The following is a 22,970-nucleotide window of genomic DNA, read 5'->3' on the forward strand; positions in this document are numbered from 1 at the left end:
TCAGATTTATTTAGTTAATTTTGGATTACGACTACCAGGCCGACGCGCTCTACGCTTCATGCGTTTAATAAAACGCGCCACTTTCCAGGCCCGCTTGATGCAGTAGCCATACAGGAAGAAGGCTACCAAAAAGAGTATCAGCATGACCCATTCTGGAACAATATGCGTCGCTTCAGCAATCACCCCAATGGCGGCCAGCAGCGCAGCGGCAAGGGTAATAAGAACAAAAGCCTGACGAGAAGTAAAACCGGCACGCATAATAAGATGGTGGATGTGCTGACGATCGGGTGAGAAGGGACTCATGCCTTTGCGCAGGCGGCGGTACATAATCGCCACCATATCCATCAGAGGAATGGCGATAATCCACAGCGCGGTCACCGGGCTGATAGGATGCGTTTTACCCTGGGTGGTTTCCAGTAGTATCCAGATCACCGTAAAGCCAATCAGCGTACTTCCCGCATCGCCCATAAAGACTTTATAACGGCGGCCCAGCGCCCCCAGATTCAGCAGGATGTAGGGCAGAATGGCGGCGATCATGGCGAAACACCACATCGCCAGGCTGGTTTGTCCGTCAAATAGCAGGATCAGGCCAATCGCTCCAAACGAGACGCTGGATAGCCCGCCCAGCAGCCCGTCGATGCCATCAACCATATTGAAGGCATTAATTGCCGCCCAGACGGCAAACAGCGTAAGAAGAAAACCAAAGGGACCGAGAACCAGTTCCCACGGGCCGAAGATATAGCCCAGGCTACTGAGATGAAGATTAGCCACGCTTATCATTACGATGCCGACGATGGCCTGCACCGTGGCGCGAAATTTAACACTAATATCGAATCGGTCGTCCAGCGCACCGACAAAAACCAGTACGCCAGCACACATCAGGTAAAGCGAGGCATGCGGAATATAGTAGTTAATGATTTCGAAAGTGAAACAGATACCAGCAAAAACAGAGATGCCTCCCACTAATGGGATCAGTCCCTGATGCCGCTTGCGGAAGTTGGGTTTATCAACCAACCCGACTCTTATAGCTACCTTACGCGCAAAAAAAAGAAATAAGGTAGTGAACAGAAATATACTGATCAGATCAGCTGCCGCAGCCAGTAAATTCACAATTCACACTCTCAAATAATTGTTGTGTCAGAAGTATAACCACGAAGCAACCTATCCAGAAGGAAAACTCTGATCTGACTTCAGGAAAATCTGACAAATATCAGTCAGACAGCAACTTCTGTCGGCTCCTTGCCCTTTTAATATTGTTAACTAAAGCGTAGGCAACAGAAAACAAAAACGCCACGCAAAAGCGTGGCGTTTTTTTGACAAATCTTTACTTAAGAACGTTTCATCATATCGAAGAAATCATCGTTGGTTTTAGTCATTGCCAGTTTATTAATGAGGAATTCCATCGCGTCGATTTCGCCCATCGGGTGAATGATTTTGCGCAGGATCCACATTTTCTGCAACTCTTCCTGAGTGGTGAGCAGCTCTTCTTTACGGGTACCGGAACGGTTGTAGTCGATAGCCGGGAAGACGCGTTTTTCAGCAATCTTACGGGCCAGATGCAGTTCCATGTTACCGGTGCCTTTAAACTCTTCGTAGATAACTTCATCCATTTTAGAGCCGGTATCGACCAGCGCCGTTGCGATGATAGTCAGGCTGCCGCCCTCTTCCACGTTACGCGCCGCGCCGAAGAAGCGCTTCGGACGGTGCAGGGCGTTAGCGTCCACACCACCGGTCAGGACTTTACCTGATGCCGGTACCACGGTGTTATAGGCACGCGCCAGACGGGTGATGGAGTCGAGCAGAATGATCACGTCTTTCTTATGCTCAACCAGGCGCTTGGCCTTCTCAATCACCATTTCCGCAACCTGAACGTGGCGGGATGCCGGTTCGTCAAAGGTAGAAGCAACCACTTCACCTTTCACCAGACGCTGCATCTCGGTTACTTCTTCCGGACGTTCGTCAATCAGCAGCACCATCAGCACGCAGTCCGGATGGTTATACGCGATGCTCTGGGCGATATTTTGCAGCAGCATGGTTTTACCGGCTTTCGGCGGCGCAACAATCAGACCACGCTGACCGCGACCGATCGGCGAAGCCAGATCCAGTACACGAGCCGTTAAGTCTTCGGTAGAACCGTTACCACGCTCCATACGCAGGCGAGAGTTCGCGTGCAGCGGCGTTAAGTTCTCAAAGAGGATCTTATTACGCGCGTTTTCTGGTTTGTCGTAGTTAACTTCATTGACTTTCAACAGCGCAAAGTAACGTTCGCCTTCTTTCGGCGGGCGAATCTTACCAGAGATGGTATCACCAGTGCGGAGGTTGAAACGGCGGATTTGGCTAGGGGAAACGTAGATGTCATCAGGACCGGCGAGGTAGGAGCTGTCTGCGGAGCGGAGGAAACCAAATCCGTCCTGCAATATCTCCAGTACACCGTCACCGAAGATATCTTCGCCACTCTTAGCATGCTGCTTCAGGATGGCAAAAATGATGTCCTGCTTGCGCATGCGAGCCTGGTTTTCCAGTCCCATATTTTCGCCGAGAGTAATCAGCTCAGAAACCGGCGTATTCTTTAATTCGGTAAGATTCATAGTGGTGTGGGTTCTTAAACTCGGGGTAAATCTCGAACTTAATGTGTGAATGGTATGGCAGGGTCATCCATGCCTGTTAACGGCCATCGGCTCATGTCTGTTCGCTGTCTGGTCACAGGAGAGTACGCAGAACTGAAACGACAAGACGGATTGAGCGACAAGCCCGGAATCTTTCTGCTTCTTACGGGAAGCAGCGGGTAAAACAAGATATGTTTAAAACGAAGTCAAAACTAACTTAGCACGACTCAGGCCGGGCGTCCAGAGATCCTGTTAATTTAAGGATAACGGACGCCGCGAAAAGAAACGCCTTACGCTAAGTTAGCGTCAAGGAACTCTTTCAACTGGCCTTTAGACAGCGCGCCCACTTTGGTCGCCGCCACTTCGCCGTTTTTGAACAGCAGTAGCGTCGGGATACCGCGGATGCCATATTTCGGTGCAGTGCCCGGGTTCTGGTCGATGTTCAGCTTGGCAATCGTCAGTTTGCCCTGATATTCATCAGCGATTTCATCCAGAATCGGAGCAATCATTTTACACGGACCGCACCACTCTGCCCAGAAATCAACGAGAACCAATCCTTCTGCTTTGAGTACATCCGTGTCAAAACTGTCGTCAGTCAGGTGAATAATTTTATCGCTCATATTTAACTCCACAGGAATAAGCCTGGCATGTTGGTGTAGCATTAAACAACAACTGTTGATGTTGCATTAACCAACTAAAGGTTGACTTTATTTCACCGGATACGCTTTCGTAAAGCAATAGTAAGCTGATATTCTACCACACTATGAGCAAAACACATTTAACAGAACAGAAGTTTTCCGACTTCGCCCTGCACCCTCAGGTGATCGAAGCCCTTGAAAATAAAGGGTTTCATAACTGTACGCCCATTCAGGCACTCGCCCTCCCGCTTACGCTGGCAGGTCGTGATGTTGCAGGGCAGGCGCAAACCGGTACCGGGAAAACGATGGCGTTTCTGACGTCAACGTTTCATTATCTCCTTTCTCATCCGGCGATCGACGGTCGTCAGGTGAACCAACCGCGCGCATTAATTATGGCTCCGACCCGCGAACTGGCGGTGCAGATCCATGCTGATGCAGAGCCGCTGGCGCAAACAACCGGCCTGAAATTAGGGCTGGCTTACGGCGGCGACGGCTACGACAAACAGCTTAAAGTGCTGGAAAGCGGCGTTGATATTCTGATCGGCACCACCGGTCGCCTGATCGACTACGCCAAACAAAACCATATTAACCTGGGCGCGATTCAGGTCGTTGTGCTGGACGAAGCCGATCGTATGTACGATCTGGGCTTTATTAAAGATATCCGTTGGCTGTTCCGCCGTATGCCGGCCACCAACCAGCGCCTGAATATGCTGTTCTCCGCCACCCTGTCTTATCGCGTACGCGAACTGGCGTTTGAGCAGATGAACAACGCCGAATACGTTGAGGTCGAACCGGAACAAAAAACCGGCCACCGTATTAAAGAAGAGCTGTTCTATCCGTCCAACGACGAAAAAATGCGTCTGCTGCAAACGCTCATCGAAGAAGAGTGGCCGGATCGCGCGATCGTTTTTGCCAACACCAAACATCGCTGTGAAGATATCTGGGGCCATCTTGCGGCCGACGGACATCGCGTTGGCCTGCTGACCGGTGACGTGGCGCAGAAAAAACGCCTGCGTATTCTTGATGAGTTCACCCGTGGCGATCTCGATATTCTGGTGGCAACTGACGTTGCTGCGCGCGGCCTGCATATTCCCGCCGTCACGCACGTCTTCAACTATGACATGCCGGACGATTGTGAAGACTACGTACACCGCATTGGTCGTACCGGTCGCGCAGGGGCAAGCGGTCACTCTATCAGCCTGGCCTGTGAAGAGTACGCGCTAAACGTGCCGGCGATTGAGACCTATATCGGGCATTCCATTCCGGTGAGCAAATACAATCCGGATGCATTAATGACCGATCTGCCGAGACCGCTGCGCCTGACGCGCCCGCGTCCAGGCAACGGACCGCGTCGTACTGGCGCTCCGCGTAACCGTCGTCGTCCGGGTTAACGAAAATGCCGTCTGCCGCTTCGCTCTATGCCGCCATCGATCTGGGATCGAATAGCTTTCATATGCTGGTCGTGCGCGAGGTGGCGGGAAGTATCCAGACCGTCGCCCGTATCAAGCGCAAAGTCAGGCTGGCTGCGGGTCTGAGCAGTAATAACGTGCTCTCCCCCGACGCGATGGAGCGCGGATGGCAGTGTCTGCGCCTGTTTGCTGAGCGGCTACAGGATATTCCTCAGCCACAAATTCGCGTCGTCGCCACGGCTACGCTGCGTCTTGCGGTTAATGCGGGCGAGTTTATTGCCCGTGCGCAGGAGATCCTCGGATGTCCGGTGCAGGTGATTAAGGGCGAAGAAGAAGCGCGTCTGATTTATCAGGGCGTTGCCCATACTACCGGCGGTGCCGATCAGCGTCTGGTGGTCGATATCGGCGGTGCCAGTACCGAACTGGTCACCGGCACCGGGGCACAAACCACGTCGTTATTCAGTCTTTCCATGGGCTGCGTCACCTGGCTTGAACGCTACTTCTCCAGCCGTAATCTGGGTAAAAGCAACTTCGAGGAAGCGGAGAACGCCGCCCGCGAGGTGCTGCGTCCGATCGCCGATGAGCTAAGCTATCACGGCTGGAAAATCTGCGTGGGTGCCTCAGGTACGGTGCAGGCGTTGCAGGAAATCATGATGGCGCAGGGGATGGATGAACGCATCACCCTCGCTAAACTTGAGCAGCTTAAACAGCGGGCTATCCAGTGCGGTCGTCTCGAAGAGTTAGAGATTGAAGGTCTGACGCTGGAACGCGCGCTGGTTTTCCCCAGCGGCCTTGCCATTCTGATTGCCATCTTCACCGAACTGAATATTCAGTGTATGACCCTGGCTGGCGGCGCACTGCGCGAAGGACTGGTCTACGGGATGCTGCATCTCACCGTAGAGGAAGATATCCGCAGCCGCACGATGCGTAATATTCAGCGTCGTTTTATGGTCGATACCGACCAGGCACAGCGGGTAGCGAAACTGGCATCACGTTTTGCGAGTCAGCTGGAGAACACGTGGGATCTGGAGCTAATCAGCCGCGAACTGCTGGTAAATGCCTGCTTATTGCATGAAATCGGCCTGAGCGTGGATTTTAAATCTGCGCCGCAACATGCCGCTTACCTGGTTAAAAATCTCGATCTTCCCGGTTTCACGCCAGCACAGAAAAAGCTGTTGGCTACGCTGTTGCTGAATCAGACCAGTACCGTCGATCTTTCCTCGCTGCATCAGCAAAATGCGGTCCCGCCACGGGTCGCTGAGCATCTGTGCCGCTTATTGCGTCTGGCCATCCTGTTCGCCAGCCGCCGACGCGACGATTTAGTGCCGGATATTACCCTCGATGCCACAGGTGAAAAGCTGACGCTGATCCTTCCTGCGGGCTGGCTAAGCCATCACCCGCTTGGTACAGAATTGATCGAGCAGGAAAGCCAGTGGCAAAGTTATGTTCACTGGCCGCTGGAAGTCTTGTCTTCAGGGCAGTGATAGTCCTTCGGATGAGACCCATCCTTCGGTCACTTTCTGGCTTGTCGGATGGGTATATCGGATAAACCGATACCCGGCGAATGCGGGCTTATTCAGCATCTGGACGCGATCGCCATCCACAACAAAGGCTTTCTCTTCACGCAGGCACGCTTTATTGGGCGCATCGTAGAGATATAAACGCTGGCGGTTGTTGGCGACGGTGCGCGTCACCATTTCTCCTGCCGACAGATTTTCGGTACCTGCTTTATGCCTGGCCTCATCGCATATCTGTTGTCGTGTTATCAGTACTTCCTGTGGTAGCCAGCCTTCTGTTATTTTTCGGGTTGTCGGATTGATATAGCGACTCCAGACAAAACCATTATTTTGCCCCCACGACAGCGCCTGGATCTTATCGTTGTTAACGACGAATGCCCGCACTGCACAGTTTTTATTTGGTGCCCAGTAAAATGGCTGACGGCTTTCACTATTCTTTACGTAACGTTCACTGGCGTCGCCCGCTACGTCGAAGGCATTGGGATAAAACCCTACAGTAGGGTCGTCATTTATGTTGCGGACAGCCTGGAAACACTGCTCGTCTACGGCGCGACAGGAGCGATATTCTTGCGCTGCGCTGGCGTCCCTGGTAAGTTTAACTGGATGGTCGGGATCGGCGCTTTCATCCCAAAGCTCGCCAGTATCCGGGTGATAAACCACCCAGCCATAATGGCCTGCACCGGGCGATGAGTCGTTTTTTGCCTCACGTTTATTGACTATTTCAATAAACTCAACGCCTTTACGATCGTCATGTTCTTCAATGAGAAAATCGAGATCTTCCGGCCGGGGATGCATATGGGCAATCATGTATTGATTAGAGCTCGCCAGTAACTTGCGCAGAGAAATACCACAATCCCTGACCGGCTGAGCAGCCGGACTGTCGCTCACCACCACATTCGTTATTTCTTCACTCGCAGCAGAGAAAACGCAAAATGTGGTAAAGAATGCAAAACCCACAGTAATTCCCTTTCGCATATCATCCCCCCGGGCCGCTTATTGCCCTTTCGCTTTTGCCATCATCGCCCGAATATTAGCGATACTTGCCTGCCCTTTTTGCATCCGTTCTTCCGCCGTCACCACTTTGCGTTCCTGCTCCCAGACTAAATCGTCCTGCGGCAGTTCCAGCAGAAAGCGGCTCGGCTCCGGGCGTACCAGTTCGCCGTATTGACGACGCTCTTTGCACAGAGTGAATATCAGTTCTTTCTGCGCGCGGGTGATCCCCACATAGGCGAGGCGACGCTCTTCATCCACGTTGTCTTCATCAATGCTGCTCTGGTGCGGCAACAGCCCCTCTTCCATGCCAACCAGGAAGACATAAGGGAACTCCAGACCTTTTGAGGCGTGGAGCGTCATCAGCTGAACCTGATCCAGTTCTTCGTCCGATTCTCCCCGCTCCATCATATCGCGCAGGGTAAAACGCGTTACCACCTGGGTCAGGGTCATCGGCTCGTCGATCTCGCTGCCTTCCAGCATTTCGGTCATCCAGGTGAATAACTGGTTGACGTTTTTCATGCGCATTTCCGCCGCTTTCGGGCTGGGCGAGGTTTCAAACAGCCAGGACTCGTAATCAATCCCGTGGATCAAATCGCGCACGGCGGCAATCGGCTCGCGCTCGGCCAGGCGCTGAACGTCCCCCAGCCAGTGAGTAAAGCGGGTCAACGATTCATAGCCGCGTCCGCTGAGCGTCTGTGTCAGTCCCATATCAAAACTGGCGCTAAACAGGCTCTTGTTACGGCTATTCGCCCATTCACCCAGCTTTTGCAGCGTGGCCGGGCCAATCTCCCGTTTTGGCGTATTCACAATGCGCAAAAATGCACTGTCATCGTTGGCATTGGTCAACACCCGCAGATAAGCCAGCAGGTCTTTAATTTCCGGCCGCGAGAAAAACGAGGTGCCGCCGGAGATTTTGTACGGGATGCGGTTTTGCATCAGAAACTTTTCGAACACCCGCGACTGGTGGTTGCCGCGATACAAAATCGCATAGTCTTTATACTGCGTTTTGTTAATGAAGTGATGGGCAATCAGCTCACCGGTCACGCGCTCGGCTTCGTGCTCTTCATGGTTAGCGCTGAGCACTTTCAGCTCGGCACCGTAGCCCAGTTCGGAAAACAGACGCTTTTCAAAGACGTGCGGGTTGTTGGCGATCAGGATATTCGCCGCCTTCAGAATGCGCCCGGAGGAACGGTAGTTCTGCTCCAGTTTAACCACCTGCAATGCCGGAAAATCCTGACTGAGTAAGACCAGGTTTTGCGGTCGCGCACCGCGCCAGGAGTAGATCGACTGATCGTCATCGCCTACTACGGTAAAGCGTGCGCGGTTTCCTACCAGTAGCTTTACCAGCTCATACTGGCTGGTGTTGGTATCCTGGTACTCATCCACCAGCAGATAGCGGATTTTGTTCTGCCAGCGTTCACGCACCTCTTCGTTACGCTGAAGCAGCAAGGTCGGCAGCAGGATCAGATCGTCAAAGTCCAGCACATTGCAGGCTTTCATATGGGCGTCGTACAGGCCGTAGCAGTGGGCAAAGATCCGATCCCGTTCACCCTTCGCCTGCGCTGCCGCCTGCGCCGGGGTCAGCAGATCGTTTTTCCAGTTGGAGATCGTCGAGATCAGCTGTTGCAGCACCGCTTTGTCGTCTTCGATCAGCCCTTCACTCAATTCCTTAAGCAGCGCGACCTGGTCGGTATCGTCGAATAACGAAAAGTTAGATTTCATCCCCAGCGCGGCGTATTCACGCTTGATCACTTCCAGCCCTAACGTATGGAAGGTGGAGATCATCAGACCCCGCGCCTCTTTACGTCCCAGCGTCTGCGCCACGCGCTCTTTCATCTCGCGCGCCGCTTTATTGGTAAAGGTCACCGCCGCGATGTGCCGCGCCTGGTAGCCGCAGCCGCGGATCAGATGGGCGATTTTGTTGGTGATGACGCGGGTTTTACCGGAGCCAGCACCCGCCAGCACCAGGCAAGGTCCGGTGACAAATTCGACGGCTTGTTGTTGTCCGGGGTTTAAACGCATAGAGTCACTCAATGAAAGTCGGGAGGGAAGAAAAAGTGCGTGGTAGTATAGCGACTGAAATCTTTATGACTCAAGGTACAATCATGGCAAAAACAGCGGCAGCAATGCATATCCTTGTAAAGGAAGAAAAACTGGCTTTAGATCTGCTGGAGCAGATTAAAAACGGCGGCGATTTTGAAAAGCTGGCGAAAAAACACTCTACCTGCCCGTCAGGCAAAAAAGGCGGCCACTTAGGCGAGTTCCGCCAGGGTCAGATGGTGCCGGCTTTTGATAAAGTCGTGTTCTCCTGCCCGGTGCTGGAACCTACTGGCCCGCTGCATACCCAGTTTGGCTACCACATCATCAAGGTGCTGTACCGCAACTAATTTAGAAGGGCAGAGGCTATTCGCCCTGCCCTTTATCGTTGAAATAGTCGATAAACTCCCGCCCCACTTCCGCCAGCGTTAGGCGTTTAAAACGTTCCAGTATTAATGATTCAGCGTCGGCAAACGTCTCTGACATCACCCGGTTTACCCCTTTTTCCACCAGGCACTGCGGATTGTCGTTACGATTGCCCAGCGCAAACAGCGTCGGAGAGCCGAGCGCGATATAGATATCGTACAGCGTTACGTCGCCCGCCGGACGCGCCAGCGTCCAGCCACCATGATGGCCTTTAGTGGAGGTCACAATTTGCCGCTCACGTAGCCCCGCCAGCAGCTTGCGGATAAAGGCCGGATTGCCATCGATAAACGCGGCCATCTGCTCTGAGGTGAGCGGTCGGTCCATCTGCTCAAGATGCAGCAGAATATGCTGCGTTGCAGAGAAAGAATTATTTATTTTCATGTAACTTACAGTATTACATAGACTTAGCTGGCGCAAGCCAAATGCTGATTATAGCGCCTGTTGACGGTGAATAAACTTATGATACTTTGTTTATTACATGAGTTAGTCATACAGGAGAAAAGTATGTCTGAAACTGAAAAATCCCCCCTGATTTTCTGGGAAGATCACTACGCGGCAATGTCGCCGGTTTCCAGTGGCATTCCAGGTAAAATTCTGGTGCGCTTCGCCGATCCGCTTACGCCAGGTCATGCCCTTGAGCTGGGCTGCGGGCGCGGAGACGATGCCGTCTGGTTAGCCAAAAAAGGCTGGGAGGTGACGGCGGTCGATCTGTCATCTACGGCGCTGGAGTATGCGTCTGCCAATGCTGAGCGATCCGGCGTCCTGGAGCGTATAACGTTTGCGCGGCACGATCTGACCCAGCGTTTTCCACAGGGCCATTATGATCTGATCGTCGCCTCGTTTCTCGAGTCACCGCTTACCTTCGATCGCTTTACGATATTTCGCACCGCCCTCGATCATGTCTTACCTGGCGGCATGCTGCTGATCACCTCTCACGCCAAAGTACCCGAGTGGTCAAAACACGCCGATCGCCCCTTCCAGTCAGCGAAGGAGGCATTAGCACAGCTGGGTACCCTGCCTGAAGGATGGGAAGTCCTCTTTTGCGACGATGTGGAGCGGATAATGAAAGGGCCAGAAGGACAGGAAGGTCGGGTTTCGGATTCGGTCGTGGCATTACGCCGGAAAAAATAAACCTGGTGGGCCGGGTTTAAGATTGATGGCAAATCTGTTTACGCAGCGATGTTTGTTTTTTTGCCGGGTGGCGGCTCCGCCTTACCCGGCCTAAGAAATACATCAATATCAACGAGTTGATTGCCGCCCGTAGGCCTGTGCAAGCGCAGCACCGCCAGGCAGATTATCTGAAGCCCGGCATCGTATTCTACTCGCTAACAACCATCACGCCTCGCGCCTCGATACCGGCGCGATCTTCCTCACTGATATTGTCCGTGATCAGGATACTGATATCGCTAACCTCGGCAAATTTGGCGAAAGTGTCATGGCCGACTTTATGCGAGTCTATTAGCAGAATGACGTTTGACGCGCAGGCGATCATCTCTTTCTTCAGATTCGCCTGGCGAACGTCCGGCGTGGTCGCGCCATTTTTGAGCGTAAAACCATTTGCGCCCATAAAGGCCTTATCGATGATCAGATTCGACAGGCCGCTGTCACGGTTGAATGGGATAACGCAGTGCAATTTTTGCCGCACCGCGCCGCCAATAATAAAGAGATTCACCACCCCTGGGATCTCTTCCAGAATAATGGCAATCTGCAAATCGTTGGTAATAACCGACAGTCCTTTACGCTCACCCAGCAGCTTCGCCAGTTCGAGCGTGGTGGAGCCGGTATCCAGCAGCAGCGTATCGCCATCTTCAATCTGCTCCAGCGCCCGGCGGGCAACCACGACTTTGGCATCGTGGTTACGCACTTCCTTTTCGGTCGCCATCATTTCGAGACCGGTTTTGCTGCGGATGAGCACGCCGCCGTGGGTACGCGTGACCAGCTTCAGCTTTTCCATCTCGCGAAGATCGTTGCGAATCGTCCCGGTCGATACTTTAAATAGCTGGCACAGTTCGGCAACCGTCGCTTTTTTATGTGCTTCAACATAAGCCAGAATCGCCTGCTGCCGTTCCTGCGTAAAAAGTTTATCTTCCGAATGGTCGCTCATTATCTTTCCCGAAATGGATAGCCAGAGCAGGACTATAAAACAAAGCCTGCCTTCAGCGCATTACCCGATTTAGCACAGGTAAAGGCCTGCTGATATTGTTCAAGCGAGAAAGTATGCGTCAAGATCTTTTTCAGATTAATTTGCCCGTTGGCGACCATTTTCAGGCTGGCGCGATACTGCCGCAGGTTCTGCCCGCTCATGCCGGTGACGCTAATCTGACGGTAGTGAATGATGTTGGTATTCAGACTCACCATCTCTTTGCCCGCTGGCAGACCGCCGAAAAAGAGTACCCGACCGTTCAGCGCGGTCAGTTCAAATGACAATGTCTGGATTTCCGGCGTGGAGGCGGCGGTGATTACCACGTCACAGCCACGATCCTGAGTAATGCGCAGGACGTCAGCTTTGGTGTCGGTGCCGCTCACCGGGATAAACGCCGGGTCAAACTCGCACGCCAGCGCCAGACGCTCAGGGTTAATATCGCTGATCAGCACTTTCCCCGCACCCGCGGCTTTGTGTAGCAGCGCATGCATCAGCCCAATCGGCCCCGCGCCAATCACCAGTACGGTATCGCCCACCTGGGTATGACAGCGTTCAAAGGCGTTGTAAACGCAGGAGAACGGTTCGATCATCGCCCCCTCTTCAAACGACACGTGATCGGGAAGTTCGACGATATTCCCCTGACGCACTGCCCTGGCCGGGATCACCACATACTCGGCAAACGCGCCGTGTTTCTGGATGCCCAGTGCCTGAAAATCTTTACAACTCTGGGTGTTGCCGCTGATGCAGCTGTCGCATACGCCACAACCATAGTTTGGCGCGACGGCAACGCGCATCCCTTTAAAGTATGCGCCGCTAACTTCGCTGCCGATCTCTTCAATCACGCCGGAAAGCTCATGGCCCAGCGTCAGGGCATGGGGAGAGTTGCGATGGCCGTTGGCATACATTCGCAAATCCGTACCGCAGATGGCCCCGGCTTTACAGGCCAGCAGGATCTCATCAGGCTGAATCTCAGGCTTCGGCAACTCAACCAGTTTGAGTTCATTTTTACCAAATAACTGAATCGCTTTCATCGACCACCTCTTATCTTTCGTTCAGGGTAACAACGCGTTTTTCGGTAATAGAAAGATTGCCGGCGTTCACCACTTTGACGACTTCCAGGCCATCGTTGCCGGAGGCTTTGACGGGCGAGCCGCTGCGAATAGAGGCGATAAAGGCGGTATCTTCTTCTTCGTAAGCTTTAATAAAGAGCGTCTGCCAGCTATTGACCGTTTTGGTGATCAGCTGCTTTTGCTCCCGGTTGGCATAACGTGCCGAACTTTCCTGGAGATCCCCGACGAAGAGAATGCCGTCGGTGCCGAGGATTTCGACGCGGGAGTCATAGCCATAACCAACGGAAACCGCGCCTTCAACAATGCACTGCGTGCCGTTGGTCATGCGTCCGCTCAGGGTGACGGTATCGTAGTAATCCGGGAATTTATCCTTCGCATCCGGGCAGCGATAGTTACCGGCCAGCGCGTACACCTCAGCAAAATCCGCCCCGGAGAACCAGCGCACAGCGTCGATATCATGGCTGGACACTTCCGCCAGCGGACCGCCGCTGATGGAGATGTCGTACATCCACGCCTTCGGGATGCTGGGGCCGTGGGTTAGCGCCTTCACCAGCACCACATCACCAATCACGCCCGCGTCAATCGCCGCCTTTGCTTCCATAAAGTTGCGGTCGAACCGGCGCATAAATCCAAGCTGTAGCTGTACGCCGTGCTGTTGCGTCACCTCAATCATCTGCTGACACTCTTCCGGCGTCATCGCCATCGGCTTCTCGCAGAAAATGTGTTTCCCGGCACGGGCGGCGGCGCAGACGATCTCGCAGTGATATTTGGTCGGCGTGACGACCACGATGGCGTCGACCTCACTATCGGCAATGGCTTCGTGATAATCGGTGTAGAACTTATCAAGGTGTAATTCCCCGGCAGCGGCCTCGGCGACCGATCCAACCGGATCGACCACGGCAACCAGGCGCGCTCCGGCGATCCCTCTGGCATAGTTGCGCGCGTGGATCATCCCGGCCCTGCCCGCACCAATAACGGCAATCCCAATCTCCTGCTTGTCCATGCATCCTCCTGGCATTCGTTGATATGAATTTCGGCTTATTTCTGTTCTTGCGAGTGTAGTCATGAAAAAAACAGTGTCAATCGTTTATTGTCATTTGATATCGGTTAATAAATTTATTACGTGATATCGATAGCATAAGTCAAGAATCATCAATCAAGACGGTACTTTTAAACAGCGAGGTCAACCCATGTCGATTTTTTCTACCGAAACAATTGTTCTGCAACTGGCGGCAAAGGATAAGCAGGATGCGCTGACACAACTGGCGAAACGCATTGAAGCTGCGGGGAAGCTTCAGCCGGGAGGGTTTGATAACTACATGTTATCTTTACTAAAAAGAGAGGGAGAGTTTTCGACTGCCGTCGGCTACAACTATGCGATCCCGCATGGTAAAAGCCCAGCGGTCGTTATGCCAGCGGTGGCTTTTGCCCGTCTGACGCAGCCGATTTTATGGGATGAGGAGGAAGACGACTGGGCAGAAAATCTGTTTATGATCGCCGTTCCGGCAGCCAGCGCGGGTGATGAGCACATCAAAATTTTAACCAAACTCGCCGCTGCGATCATGGATGACGACTTCAGAGAGCATATCAATCAGGCAAAAGATGCTAATGAAGTGCTTGATATTATGCATAAATTCACCGCGTAAGCGCATTTCCTGTATGCGCCCCTTCGGGGGCGCTCTTTTTTGCCCGCCTCAATTACCTCCCGAAACCAGGATCGTTATCACAACAACAAACAAAACCAATTGACATAAAAACGCGCACAAAACAATCATAAACGAAAACAGAGACCAGCAAATCACAATGTTATATGGCAGGTGATGAGGCTGTTCACCATTAAATGTTGATCCAGGAGCGAAAAACATGCCGAACAAGGAAAAATTTTTTGTTGCTGTTACCGGTTGCCCAACCGGTATCGCCCATACCTTTATGGCCGAAGCCGCATTAAAAAAGGCAGCACAGCAGGCAGGAGTAGCTATCCGCGTCGAAACGAACGGCGCAGCGGGTATTGAAAATGCGTTAACGGATGAGGAAATCGCCCGCGCCGATGCGGTGATTATCGCCTCGGATAAAGCCATCGAGATGGCGCGTTTTCACGGCAAGCGGCTGGTTCGCGCCTCGGTAGGCCACGGCGTGAAAAAGGCCAATGAGCTGCTTGCTCGGGCGATGAGCGGTAACGAAGCGGTTTATCACCATGAGAGCAGCGCAGAGGTCGGAGAGCGTAAAACGGATACCAGCGATGGCGAAAGCCTGGGACGTCTGCTGTATAAGGCCCTGATGAACGGCGTCTCGAACATGCTGCCTTTCGTGGTGGCCGGCGGTGTGTTGATTGCCGTCTCATTCTTCTGGGGCATCTACTCTTTCGACCCGACCAATGCCCAGTATAACCCGTTCGCCGCCAGCATTTTTAACCTCGGTAAATTGTCCTTTTCAATGATGGTGCCGGTGTTTACCGCCTTTATCGCTTACTCCATTTCGAACAGGCCGGGCTTTGTTGCGGGTTTCGTCGGTGGCCTGATAGCCGCCAACGTTGGCGCAGGTTTCCTCGGCGGGATCATTGCTGGTTTCGCCGCCGGTTATTTTATGAAGTGGGTTCTGCACATTACCCGCTCCTTTCCCCGCTCGCTGGAAGGTTTCAAATCTATCTTCCTGCTGCCGCTGGTCGGTGTGCTGGTCATTGGTCTGGCAATGACGCATATGGGCGATTCCATTGCGGCGATTAACAAAGGCATGATGGCCTGGGTTGCCGGGCTGGAGCATGCTAACCCGCTGATTCTGGGTATCGTGGTCGGCTGTATGAGCGCCTTCGACCTCGGCGGTCCGGTCAATAAAGCCGCCTATGTTACCGGCACGATGCTGCTGGCCGAGCAGGGTAACGCGTTGTTTATGGCAGGCGTCATGACCGCAAGCATGGTGCCGCCGCTGGTGATTGCTTTCGCGACCGTCCTGTTTAAAAAGTATTTCGAGAAAGAGGAGCAGGCGGCCGGTCTGGTCAACTTTATTCTCAGCGCCACCTTTATTGCCGAAGGGGCAATTCCCTTTGCCGCGAAAGATCCGCTGCGTGTGATCCCGATTCTGATGCTCAGTTCTTCCATCGGTGCCACCCTGACCTACTGGTTTCACGTCGCGGTTCCTGCCCCGCATGGCGGCCTGATTATCCTGCCGTTAGTGACCCACGGCATGTTGTGGATCGCCTCTATTGTCTGCGGAGGGCTGGTCGGTGGCGTTATCTACGGTTTCTACCGCAAGCGCAAATATCTGGCGCAGGCCGCTTCCACCGCCGCACCGCTGAATAATTCCTTAGCGTAAGTCATTAGCAGGCCTGGGCGTTCGGGCCTGCTTTAGTCATGAATGAAAGGACATTCTCATGATCAATAAAGATATTTTAATTATTAATCCGATGGGGCTACACAGCCGCCCCTGCGCAGTGCTGGCAAAAATGGCGAAAAAATATGACTGCCAAATCCGCCTGTCTTATCAGGATAAAAGCGCTGACGGCAGAAGCATGCTCGGGCTGATGAAGCTGGGCGTGGTAAACGGCAGCATGATTACCCTGCACTGCGAAGGGACGCAGGAGCAAGAAGCCAGCGCCGCTCTGGGAGAGTTTTTGGCAACGCTGGTTGAAGCGGAATAACATCATCCCTAAATGGAAATGCACCAAAGGGGGAAGCCATCCCCCTCACACTGCTGACAAACGTTATACCGTGGAATGATGCCTGGCGGCGCTTCGCTTGCACAGACCTACGAATCATGAATAACGTTTTGATATTAATTCGTTTTTTAGGTTGGTTAAGGCAAAGCCGCCACCTGGCAAAACGGCGCATACAATAGCAAAACAGGTTTGTCACCAATCTCGGGGGAGACCACTCCCCCTTTAATAAACATTCACGATTACACGTCGCTTGATCTTTACGAATGACCTTTGGTTTAAGGCTTACCCGGCCAGTGCATCGACAATTTCTACGCCGCAGCTGGTGCCGATTCGCTCGACGCCAGCATCGATCAGTTCCTGAGCAAATTTTAAATCGCGAATGCCGCCGGACGCTTTCACTTTAATCTGATCTTTAACAATGCTTTTCATCAGCTTAACGTCTGCAAGCGTCGCGCCGCCGGTGCCAAAGCCGGTCGAGGTTTTGATAAAATCGGGACGCACTTCGAGCGCGATTTCACACAGCTTCACTTTCTCTTCATCGGTCAGATAGCAGTTTTCGAAGATGACTTTCGACGTCACCTGATGCTTCTTACAAATGCCGACGATCGTCTCCATCTCTTTTTTGATGTAGGCGTAATTTTTGTTTTTCAGCTCGCCGATGTTAATCACATAATCAATCTCGCCGGAACCGTTGGCGATGGCGTCTTCCGTTTCAAATGCTTTGGTTTCAATCGTGTTCTGGCCCAGCGGGAAGCCGATTGCCGCCCCGGCCAGAACTTCGCTTCCTTCGAGATATTTCAGGCAGGTTTTTACGACCGCCGGATTGATCGCCACCATTTTAAAGCCGTACTGTTTGCTCTTTTCGCACAGTTGCTTAAAGTCCTGCTCACAGGCAAAAGGCTTCAGCAGCGTCTGGTCGATCATTTTTGCCAGTGACTGTTTGGTTAATTTCATTTCTCTCTCCCGTTATGATGTTTAGCAGCCTTGCTGTCGGGCTGTCAGAGGATAAATCACAGCCACATATTATCGTTTTATGTTGATTAGTAAATATTGATAGCGATCTCATGTGATAAGGATCATAAAACAACAGCAAATAACAATTAAGGCATTCAGGCAATAAAAAACCTGAACTGCCGGATAAGCAGTTCAGGTTCGGGGAGAGAGAAGGGAAGCGTTAGCCAGCGACAGCGATACGTTTCATATCGGTCATATAGCCGCGCAGTTTTTTACCTACTTCTTCAATCGGATGGTTACGCACGGCTTCGTTAACGTCACGCAACTGGGCGTTATCGACCGCGGTGCCCTCAGTGGCTTTGCCCAGATCGCCCGGTTGCAGCGTGGTCATGAACTCTTTCAGCAGCGGTACGCAGGCATAAGAGAACAGGTAGTTGCCGTACTCAGCAGTATCGGAGATAACCACGTTCATTTCATACAGACGCTTACGGGCGATAGTGTTGGCGATCAGCGGCAGTTCGTGCAGTGATTCGTAGTAAGCAGACTCTTCGATAATGCCGGAATCGACCATGGTTTCGAACGCCAGCTCAACACCGGCTTTCACCATCGCGATCATCAGGACGCCTTTATCGAAGTACTCCTGCTCGCTGATTTTGCCTTCAAACTGTGGTGCGGTTTCGAAAGCGGTTTTGCCCGTCTCTTCACGCCAGGTCAGCAGTTTCTTATCATCGTTAGCCCAGTCGGCCATCATGCCGGAAGAGAATTCGCCGGAGATGATGTCGTCCATATGTTTCTGGAACAGCGGAGCCATGATCCCTTTAAGCTGCTCGGACAGTGCGTAAGCACGCACTTTTGCCGGGTTGGACAGGCGGTCCATCATCAGCGTGATACCACCCTGCTTCAGCGCTTCGGTGATGGTTTCCCAGCCGAACTGAATCAGTTTTTCGGCGTAGGCCGGGTCAGTACCTTCTTCCACCAGCTTGTCGAAGCACAGCAGCGAACCGGCCTGCAACATGCCGCACAGAATGGTCTGCTCGCCCATCAGGTCAGATTTCACTTCCGCGACGAAAGAAGACTCCAGCACGCCCGCACGGTGACCGCCGGTCGCGGCGGCCCAGGCTTTAGCAATCGCCATGCCTTCGCCTTTCGGATCGTTTTCCGGGTGAACGGCAATCAGCGTCGGCACGCCGAAACCGCGTTTGTACTCTTCACGCACTTCAGTACCCGGGCATTTCGGTGCCACCATCACCACGGTGATGTCTTTGCGGATCTGCTCGCCGACTTCAACAATGTTAAAACCGTGCGAATAGCCCAGCGCTGCGCCGTCTTTCATCATCGGCTGAACGGCACGCACTACGTCGGAGTGCTGCTTGTCCGGCGTCAGGTTTACCACCAGATCGGCCTGCGGGATCAGCTCTTCGTAAGTCCCCACTTTGAAGCCGTTTTCGGTCGCTTTACGCCAGGACGCGCGCTTCTCGGCAATAGCTTCTTTACGCAGGGCGTAGGAGATATCCAGGCCGGAGTCGCGCATATTCAGGCCCTGGTTCAGACCCTGCGCGCCGCAGCCGACGATGACCACTTTTTTACCCTGAAGGTAGCTCGCGCCATCGGCAAATTCGTCGCGGCCCATAAAGCGGCATTTGCCCAGCTGTGCCAGCTGCTGACGCAAGTTCAGTGTATTAAAGTAGTTAGCCATGGTGATACCTCGTGATGTTGTGTTGTCGTGCTTATTATTCAGTTCGCTTTTGCGATAATGAACTTACTATATGACAGGAAATTTATTGCGGAAATTGATATATTCACAACGTCACGTTGCAATTTCTGCAATGTAAAATCAGGGAGAGCGGCTGGTGGATTTACGCGATCTAAAAACCTTTTTGCATCTGGCGGATAGCCGTCATTTTGGCCGTAGCGCCCGGGCGATGCACGTCAGTCCTTCCACGCTCTCCCGACAGATTCAGCGTCTGGAAGAGGACCTCGGCCAGCCGCTGTTTATTCGTGATAACCGCACCGTTACCCTGACCGAAGCGGGCGAGGAGCTACGCGTTTTTGCCCAGCAGACGCTATTGCAGTATCAGCAGCTACGTCACACCATGGATCAGAAAGGGCCGTCGCTTTCCGGCGAACTGCATTTGTTTTGTTCCGTCACCGCTGCCTACAGCCATCTGCCGCCGATTCTGGATCGCTTTCGTGCCGAACATCCTTCCGTTGAGATCAAACTCACGACCGGCGATGCTGCCGACGCGATGGAGAAAGTGGTGACCGGCGAAGCCGATCTGGCGATTGCCGGGAAGCCCGAAACCTTACCCGGTGCGGTGGCCTTTACTATTCTGGAGAATCTGGCGGTGGTACTGATCGCCCCGGCTTTGCCCTGCCCTGTGCGCAATCAAATCTCTGTCGATGCGCCCGACTGGTCAACGGTGCCGTTTATCATGGCCGATCAGGGTCCGGTGCGTCGGCGCATTGAGCTGTGGTTCCGTCGTCATAAAATCAGTAATCCTTTAATTTATGCAACCGTCGGCGGGCATGAAGCGATGGTATCTATGGTCGCGCTTGGCTGCGGCGTGGCGTTACTACCAGAAGTGGTACTGGAAAACAGTCCGGAACCGGTGCGTAATCGGGTAATGATTTTAGAGCGCAACGACGAGGAGTCACCGTTTGAGCTGGGCGTCTGCGTGCAGAAAAAACGGCTGCATGAACCGTTAATTGATGCGTTCTGGAAAATTGTTCAGGGTTGATAAGGAAATAAAATGCGCACAAAAATAATGCTGTTATCCGTGCTGGTAGTGCTGTGCTTCAGCGTCCAGGCTAAACCGAAGGGCATTACCGTGCAGGATGTAAAGCATCTGGCGCTGAAGCAGTGCCTTGTTGATAACTATCGCGATCTTACCCCGGCCGACGCAAATTCTGCGCCGTCTCACGATGCCTCCTTTATGGTGGAGAGTTATGCGCTGGGCAATGCAGGCGTCTGGGACGCGTTTCTGAAATTTGTCGCCAAAGAGACAAAGGATTATGACAAGCTGACGATGTCCCTGCATCCCGACCATGCTCAAACCGCCAATAACGTGCTGGCGCAGTGCATGGCGTTTTATGAGTCGGATAAGCTGGATAAGTATGTGCAGGGACTATTCAAATAATATTCCAGAAGCAGCGTAAGCCCGGTTGCATTATAAATCCGCCGGGTCCACCTGCTTCATTGTCTCCACCGTCATCAACCACTGATATAGCGGCTCCAGCTGCTGAAAACCCTGCGCCAATGCATTAACCAAATCCACGCTGAATAATTTTCCCACCTCGTTATCCGTTACCATCACGGCAAAGGTTTTACGGTGATACCAGTCGGAAATAGTTGGGTCGAGATCTTTTATTTTTAGCCGCTTATAGCTTTCGCCCACCAGTTTAAATGGTGCCTGGCAGCATTCGGCTACTTGCAGAAACTGCGCCGGGCGCTGTTTTAAGGTATGGCGGAACAGGTCCATCGTCGCCTTGCTGGCACTGTAGTAGCCGAGGCCGTAACGCAGCGTGTCCGGGCTGATTTCAAAAAACCAGACCGGTGCGTCGGTCCAGTTTTTAGCTGAGCGTTTAAAGGTCAGCCACATCCGGCTACGGTAGCGCGATTTATCGTGCGAAAAGCGTGTATCGCGATAAATGCGCGACAGCGTTTTGCCAATGGCGGGACGGGTTTCTAATAGCGGGTCGATCTCCAGCATCACGGGCGCTAAATCCTCCACCAGCGCGCGGAATGGCGTGAGCAGACTGCGTTCGTAGATAAAACGGTGTTCATCGAACCATGCTTTATCGTTTTCAATACGGACCTGCTGGAGAAAATCGAGTCCTTCTTGTGCGAATCCCTGGAAGCGCCCGGCCATCTTTTTACCCTTGTCGCGAAGAAATCATAACCGCATTATCGCACCGGGTGATGCGCTGTCTACGCTATTGTGCCCGATGACCGGAAAGCCGTCTCCCGGTCATCATTGCAACTAGCCAGCCAGAAAGAAGCGAAACGCCGGATTATGGGTCTCATCATGACACTCATAGCCCAGCTCTTTCAGCCGCGTTTCGAAATCCGGCTCGTGCTCGCCCAGCTCAAACGCCGCCAGGACGCGGCCATAGTCGGTGCCGTGGCTGCGATAGTGAAACAGCGAGATGTTCCAGTGGGTGCCCAGCGTGTGCAGGAACTTCAGCAGTGCGCCGGGAGATTCCGGGAACTCAAAGCTGAACAGCCGCTCCTGAAGCGGTTTCGAAGGACGTCCGCCGACCATATAGCGCACGTGCAGTTTCGCCATCTCGTCATCGGAGAGATCGACCACGCCGTAGCCGCCTTCACTAAGCAATTGCAGGATTTCCTGACGTTCCTCCAGCCCGCGGCTTAACCGCACGCCGACGAAAATACAGGCGTCTCTGGCATCGGCAAAACGGTAGTTAAATTCAGTGACCGACCGACCGCCGAGTAGCTGGCAGAATTTCAGGAAGCTGCCCTTTTCTTCCGGAATAGTCACCGCCAGCAAAGCTTCACGCTGTTCGCCCAGCTCACAGCGCTCGGACACATAGCGCAGACCGTGGAAGTTTACGTTCGCGCCCGAAAGAATGTGCGCCAGTCGCTCGCCGTGGATGTTGTGCTGAGCGATGTACTTTTTCATGCCCGCCAGCGCCAGCGCACCGGAGGGTTCCGCCACCGCGCGCACGTCTTCGAACAGATCCTTCATCGCCGCGCAAATCGCATCGCTATCGACGGTGATGATGTCGTCAAGGTATTCCTGACACAAACGGAACGTCTCATCGCCGATGCGCTTCACCGCTACGCCCTCGGCAAACAGCCCGACGCGCGGCAGATCGACCGGATGACCTGCATCCAGCGCCGCTTTCAGACAGGCGGAGTCTTCGGCTTCAACGGCGATCACTTTGATCTGCGGCATCAGTTGTTTGATCAGCACCGCGACGCCCGCCGCCAGGCCACCGCCACCCACCGGGACAAATACCCTGTCGAGATGCGCATCCTGTTGGAGCAGCTCCAGCGCCAGCGTGCCCTGCCCGGCGATCACCATCGGATGATCGAACGGCGGTACCCAGGTGAAGCCCTGCTGCTGTGAGAGTTCAATCGCTTTGGCTTTGGCTTCATCGAAGTTCGCGCCGTGAAGCAGCACTTCGCCGCCAAAACTACGCACGGCGTCGACTTTGATATCCGCCGTTGCCACAGGCATGACGATCAGCGCTTTCAGTCCTAAACGTGCGGAGGAAAAAGCAACGCCCTGTGCATGGTTGCCCGCCGAAGCGGTGATCACGCCGTGCGACTTCTGCTCTTCCGTCAACCCGGACATCATGGCGTAAGCACCACGCAGCTTAAAGCTATGTACCGGTTGCCGATCCTCGCGTTTTACCAGAATGACGTTATTCAGCCGCGCGGAGATTTTTTCCATTTTTTGCAGCGGCGTGACCTGCACCGCTTCATAGACCGGCGCGCGGAGCACCGCTCTGAGATACTCCGCCCCTTCGGGGGCGGAAGAGAGAGGTTGTGCGTCGGCCAT

The 22,970-nt window shown here is 53.3% G+C and carries 22 protein-coding genes and 1 pseudogene; 9 read left to right on the top strand and 14 right to left on the bottom strand.

What is annotated here, in order from left to right; genetic code table 11:
* Positions 1-6: 6 nt before the first annotated feature.
* The 4 genes and pseudogenes from wecA to trxA form a co-directional block, all read right to left on the bottom strand.
* Positions 7-1,110, bottom strand: coding sequence for a UDP-N-acetylglucosamine--undecaprenyl-phosphate N-acetylglucosaminephosphotransferase (wecA, locus tag INT84_RS23250; protein WP_176917719.1), 1,104 nt, complete (start codon positions 1,108-1,110; stop codon positions 7-9).
* A 218-nt stretch (positions 1,111-1,328) separates the two neighbouring features.
* Entirely contained in the window at positions 1,329-2,588 is a 1,260-nt protein-coding gene (gene rho, locus INT84_RS23255; RefSeq protein ID WP_049839510.1) for a transcription termination factor Rho, read from the bottom strand.
* 86 nt (positions 2,589-2,674) lie between these two features.
* Positions 2,675-2,782 (bottom strand): annotated as a pseudogene (locus INT84_RS24305) (hypothetical protein); the annotation flags it as partial.
* A gap of 114 nt (positions 2,783-2,896) precedes the next feature.
* Positions 2,897-3,226: a thioredoxin TrxA gene (trxA, locus tag INT84_RS23260; RefSeq protein WP_049839509.1), complete on the bottom strand. Its 330-nt coding sequence runs from the start codon at positions 3,224-3,226 to the stop codon at positions 2,897-2,899.
* A gap of 143 nt (positions 3,227-3,369) precedes the next feature.
* On the opposite strand from trxA, the gene rhlB reads away from it, so the two are divergent.
* Both rhlB and gppA read left to right on the top strand, forming a co-directional pair.
* Complete coding sequence (rhlB, locus tag INT84_RS23265; protein ID WP_194208666.1) at positions 3,370-4,635, top strand: ATP-dependent RNA helicase RhlB; 1,266 nt, start codon at positions 3,370-3,372, stop codon at positions 4,633-4,635.
* Positions 4,636-4,640: 5 nt separating this feature from the next.
* Positions 4,641-6,137: a guanosine-5'-triphosphate,3'-diphosphate diphosphatase gene (gene gppA, locus INT84_RS23270; RefSeq protein WP_194208667.1), complete on the top strand. Its 1,497-nt coding sequence runs from the start codon at positions 4,641-4,643 to the stop codon at positions 6,135-6,137.
* Here the strand turns inward: gppA and INT84_RS23275 are convergent.
* Both INT84_RS23275 and rep read right to left on the bottom strand, forming a co-directional pair.
* Complete coding sequence (locus INT84_RS23275) at positions 6,126-7,127, bottom strand: hypothetical protein (protein ID WP_194208668.1); 1,002 nt, start codon at positions 7,125-7,127, stop codon at positions 6,126-6,128. The two genes, gppA and INT84_RS23275, sit on opposite strands and share 12 nt — an antisense overlap.
* A 36-nt stretch (positions 7,128-7,163) precedes the next feature.
* A complete protein-coding gene (gene rep / locus INT84_RS23280) occupies positions 7,164-9,185 on the bottom strand; it encodes a DNA helicase Rep (RefSeq protein ID WP_194208669.1) in 2,022 nt (673 codons plus the stop codon).
* 83 nt (positions 9,186-9,268) lie between these two features.
* Between rep and ppiC the strand changes: the two genes are divergently transcribed.
* Positions 9,269-9,550 (top strand): peptidylprolyl isomerase PpiC, encoded by a 282-nt coding sequence (ppiC, locus tag INT84_RS23285; RefSeq protein ID WP_024555327.1) that lies wholly within the window; start codon positions 9,269-9,271, stop codon positions 9,548-9,550.
* Positions 9,551-9,566: 16 nt separating this feature from the next.
* On the opposite strand, the gene INT84_RS23290 is transcribed toward ppiC, so the two are convergent.
* Positions 9,567-10,007, bottom strand: coding sequence for an Rrf2 family transcriptional regulator (locus INT84_RS23290; RefSeq protein ID WP_194208670.1), 441 nt, complete (start codon positions 10,005-10,007; stop codon positions 9,567-9,569).
* A 123-nt stretch (positions 10,008-10,130) separates the two neighbouring features.
* On the opposite strand from INT84_RS23290, the gene INT84_RS23295 reads away from it, so the two are divergent.
* A complete protein-coding gene (locus INT84_RS23295) occupies positions 10,131-10,757 on the top strand; it encodes a bifunctional 2-polyprenyl-6-hydroxyphenol methylase/3-demethylubiquinol 3-O-methyltransferase UbiG (protein WP_228066427.1) in 627 nt (208 codons plus the stop codon).
* 187 nt (positions 10,758-10,944) lie between these two features.
* Here INT84_RS23295 and INT84_RS23300 read toward each other — a convergent pair whose 3' ends face one another.
* The 3 genes from INT84_RS23300 to INT84_RS23310 are packed head-to-tail and all read right to left on the bottom strand — an operon-like array spanning position 10,945 to position 13,842.
* Entirely contained in the window at positions 10,945-11,730 is a 786-nt protein-coding gene (locus INT84_RS23300; RefSeq protein WP_176920230.1) for a DeoR/GlpR family DNA-binding transcription regulator, read from the bottom strand.
* A 32-nt stretch (positions 11,731-11,762) separates the two neighbouring features.
* Entirely contained in the window at positions 11,763-12,800 is a 1,038-nt protein-coding gene (locus INT84_RS23305; protein ID WP_194208671.1) for an alcohol dehydrogenase catalytic domain-containing protein, read from the bottom strand.
* 10 nt (positions 12,801-12,810) lie between these two features.
* Positions 12,811-13,842, bottom strand: a complete 1,032-nt coding sequence (locus INT84_RS23310) for a Gfo/Idh/MocA family oxidoreductase (protein WP_194208672.1) — start codon at positions 13,840-13,842, stop codon at positions 12,811-12,813.
* Positions 13,843-14,029: 187 nt separating this feature from the next.
* On the opposite strand from INT84_RS23310, the gene INT84_RS23315 reads away from it, so the two are divergent.
* From INT84_RS23315 to INT84_RS23325, 3 genes are all read left to right on the top strand, one after another.
* Positions 14,030-14,485 carry a PTS sugar transporter subunit IIA gene (locus INT84_RS23315; RefSeq protein ID WP_194208673.1) on the top strand — a complete coding sequence of 152 codons (456 nt, stop codon included), beginning with the start codon at positions 14,030-14,032 and terminating at the stop codon, positions 14,483-14,485.
* Positions 14,486-14,702: 217 nt separating this feature from the next.
* Positions 14,703-16,148: a PTS fructose transporter subunit IIC gene (locus INT84_RS23320; protein WP_194208674.1), complete on the top strand. Its 1,446-nt coding sequence runs from the start codon at positions 14,703-14,705 to the stop codon at positions 16,146-16,148.
* A gap of 58 nt (positions 16,149-16,206) precedes the next feature.
* The gene (locus INT84_RS23325) at positions 16,207-16,473 is read left to right on the top strand and encodes an HPr family phosphocarrier protein (RefSeq protein WP_194208675.1); all 267 of its coding nucleotides are present in this window, start codon (positions 16,207-16,209) and stop codon (positions 16,471-16,473) included.
* A gap of 300 nt (positions 16,474-16,773) precedes the next feature.
* Here INT84_RS23325 and deoC read toward each other — a convergent pair whose 3' ends face one another.
* On the bottom strand, positions 16,774-17,445 hold the full coding sequence (gene deoC, locus INT84_RS23330) for a deoxyribose-phosphate aldolase (RefSeq protein WP_176920236.1): 672 nt from the start codon (positions 17,443-17,445) through the stop codon (positions 16,774-16,776).
* A gap of 220 nt (positions 17,446-17,665) precedes the next feature.
* Complete coding sequence (ilvC, locus tag INT84_RS23335; RefSeq protein WP_194208676.1) at positions 17,666-19,141, bottom strand: ketol-acid reductoisomerase; 1,476 nt, start codon at positions 19,139-19,141, stop codon at positions 17,666-17,668.
* A gap of 154 nt (positions 19,142-19,295) precedes the next feature.
* On the opposite strand from ilvC, the gene ilvY reads away from it, so the two are divergent.
* Positions 19,296-20,183 (top strand): HTH-type transcriptional activator IlvY, encoded by an 888-nt coding sequence (ilvY, locus tag INT84_RS23340; protein WP_176920238.1) that lies wholly within the window; start codon positions 19,296-19,298, stop codon positions 20,181-20,183.
* A gap of 12 nt (positions 20,184-20,195) precedes the next feature.
* Positions 20,196-20,582, top strand: coding sequence for a hypothetical protein (locus INT84_RS23345; protein WP_194208677.1), 387 nt, complete (start codon positions 20,196-20,198; stop codon positions 20,580-20,582).
* A 30-nt stretch (positions 20,583-20,612) separates the two neighbouring features.
* Here the strand turns inward: INT84_RS23345 and INT84_RS23350 are convergent, their stop codons facing one another.
* Entirely contained in the window at positions 20,613-21,314 is a 702-nt protein-coding gene (locus INT84_RS23350) for a DUF2461 domain-containing protein (RefSeq protein ID WP_194208678.1), read from the bottom strand.
* Positions 21,315-21,425: 111 nt separating this feature from the next.
* Positions 21,426-22,970 (bottom strand): threonine ammonia-lyase, biosynthetic, encoded by a 1,545-nt coding sequence (ilvA, locus tag INT84_RS23355; protein WP_194208688.1) that lies wholly within the window; start codon positions 22,968-22,970, stop codon positions 21,426-21,428.

Origin of the sequence: Superficieibacter sp. 1612_C1, assembly GCF_015234305.1 — a bacterium.
Lineage (GTDB): Bacteria > Pseudomonadota > Gammaproteobacteria > Enterobacterales > Enterobacteriaceae > Superficieibacter.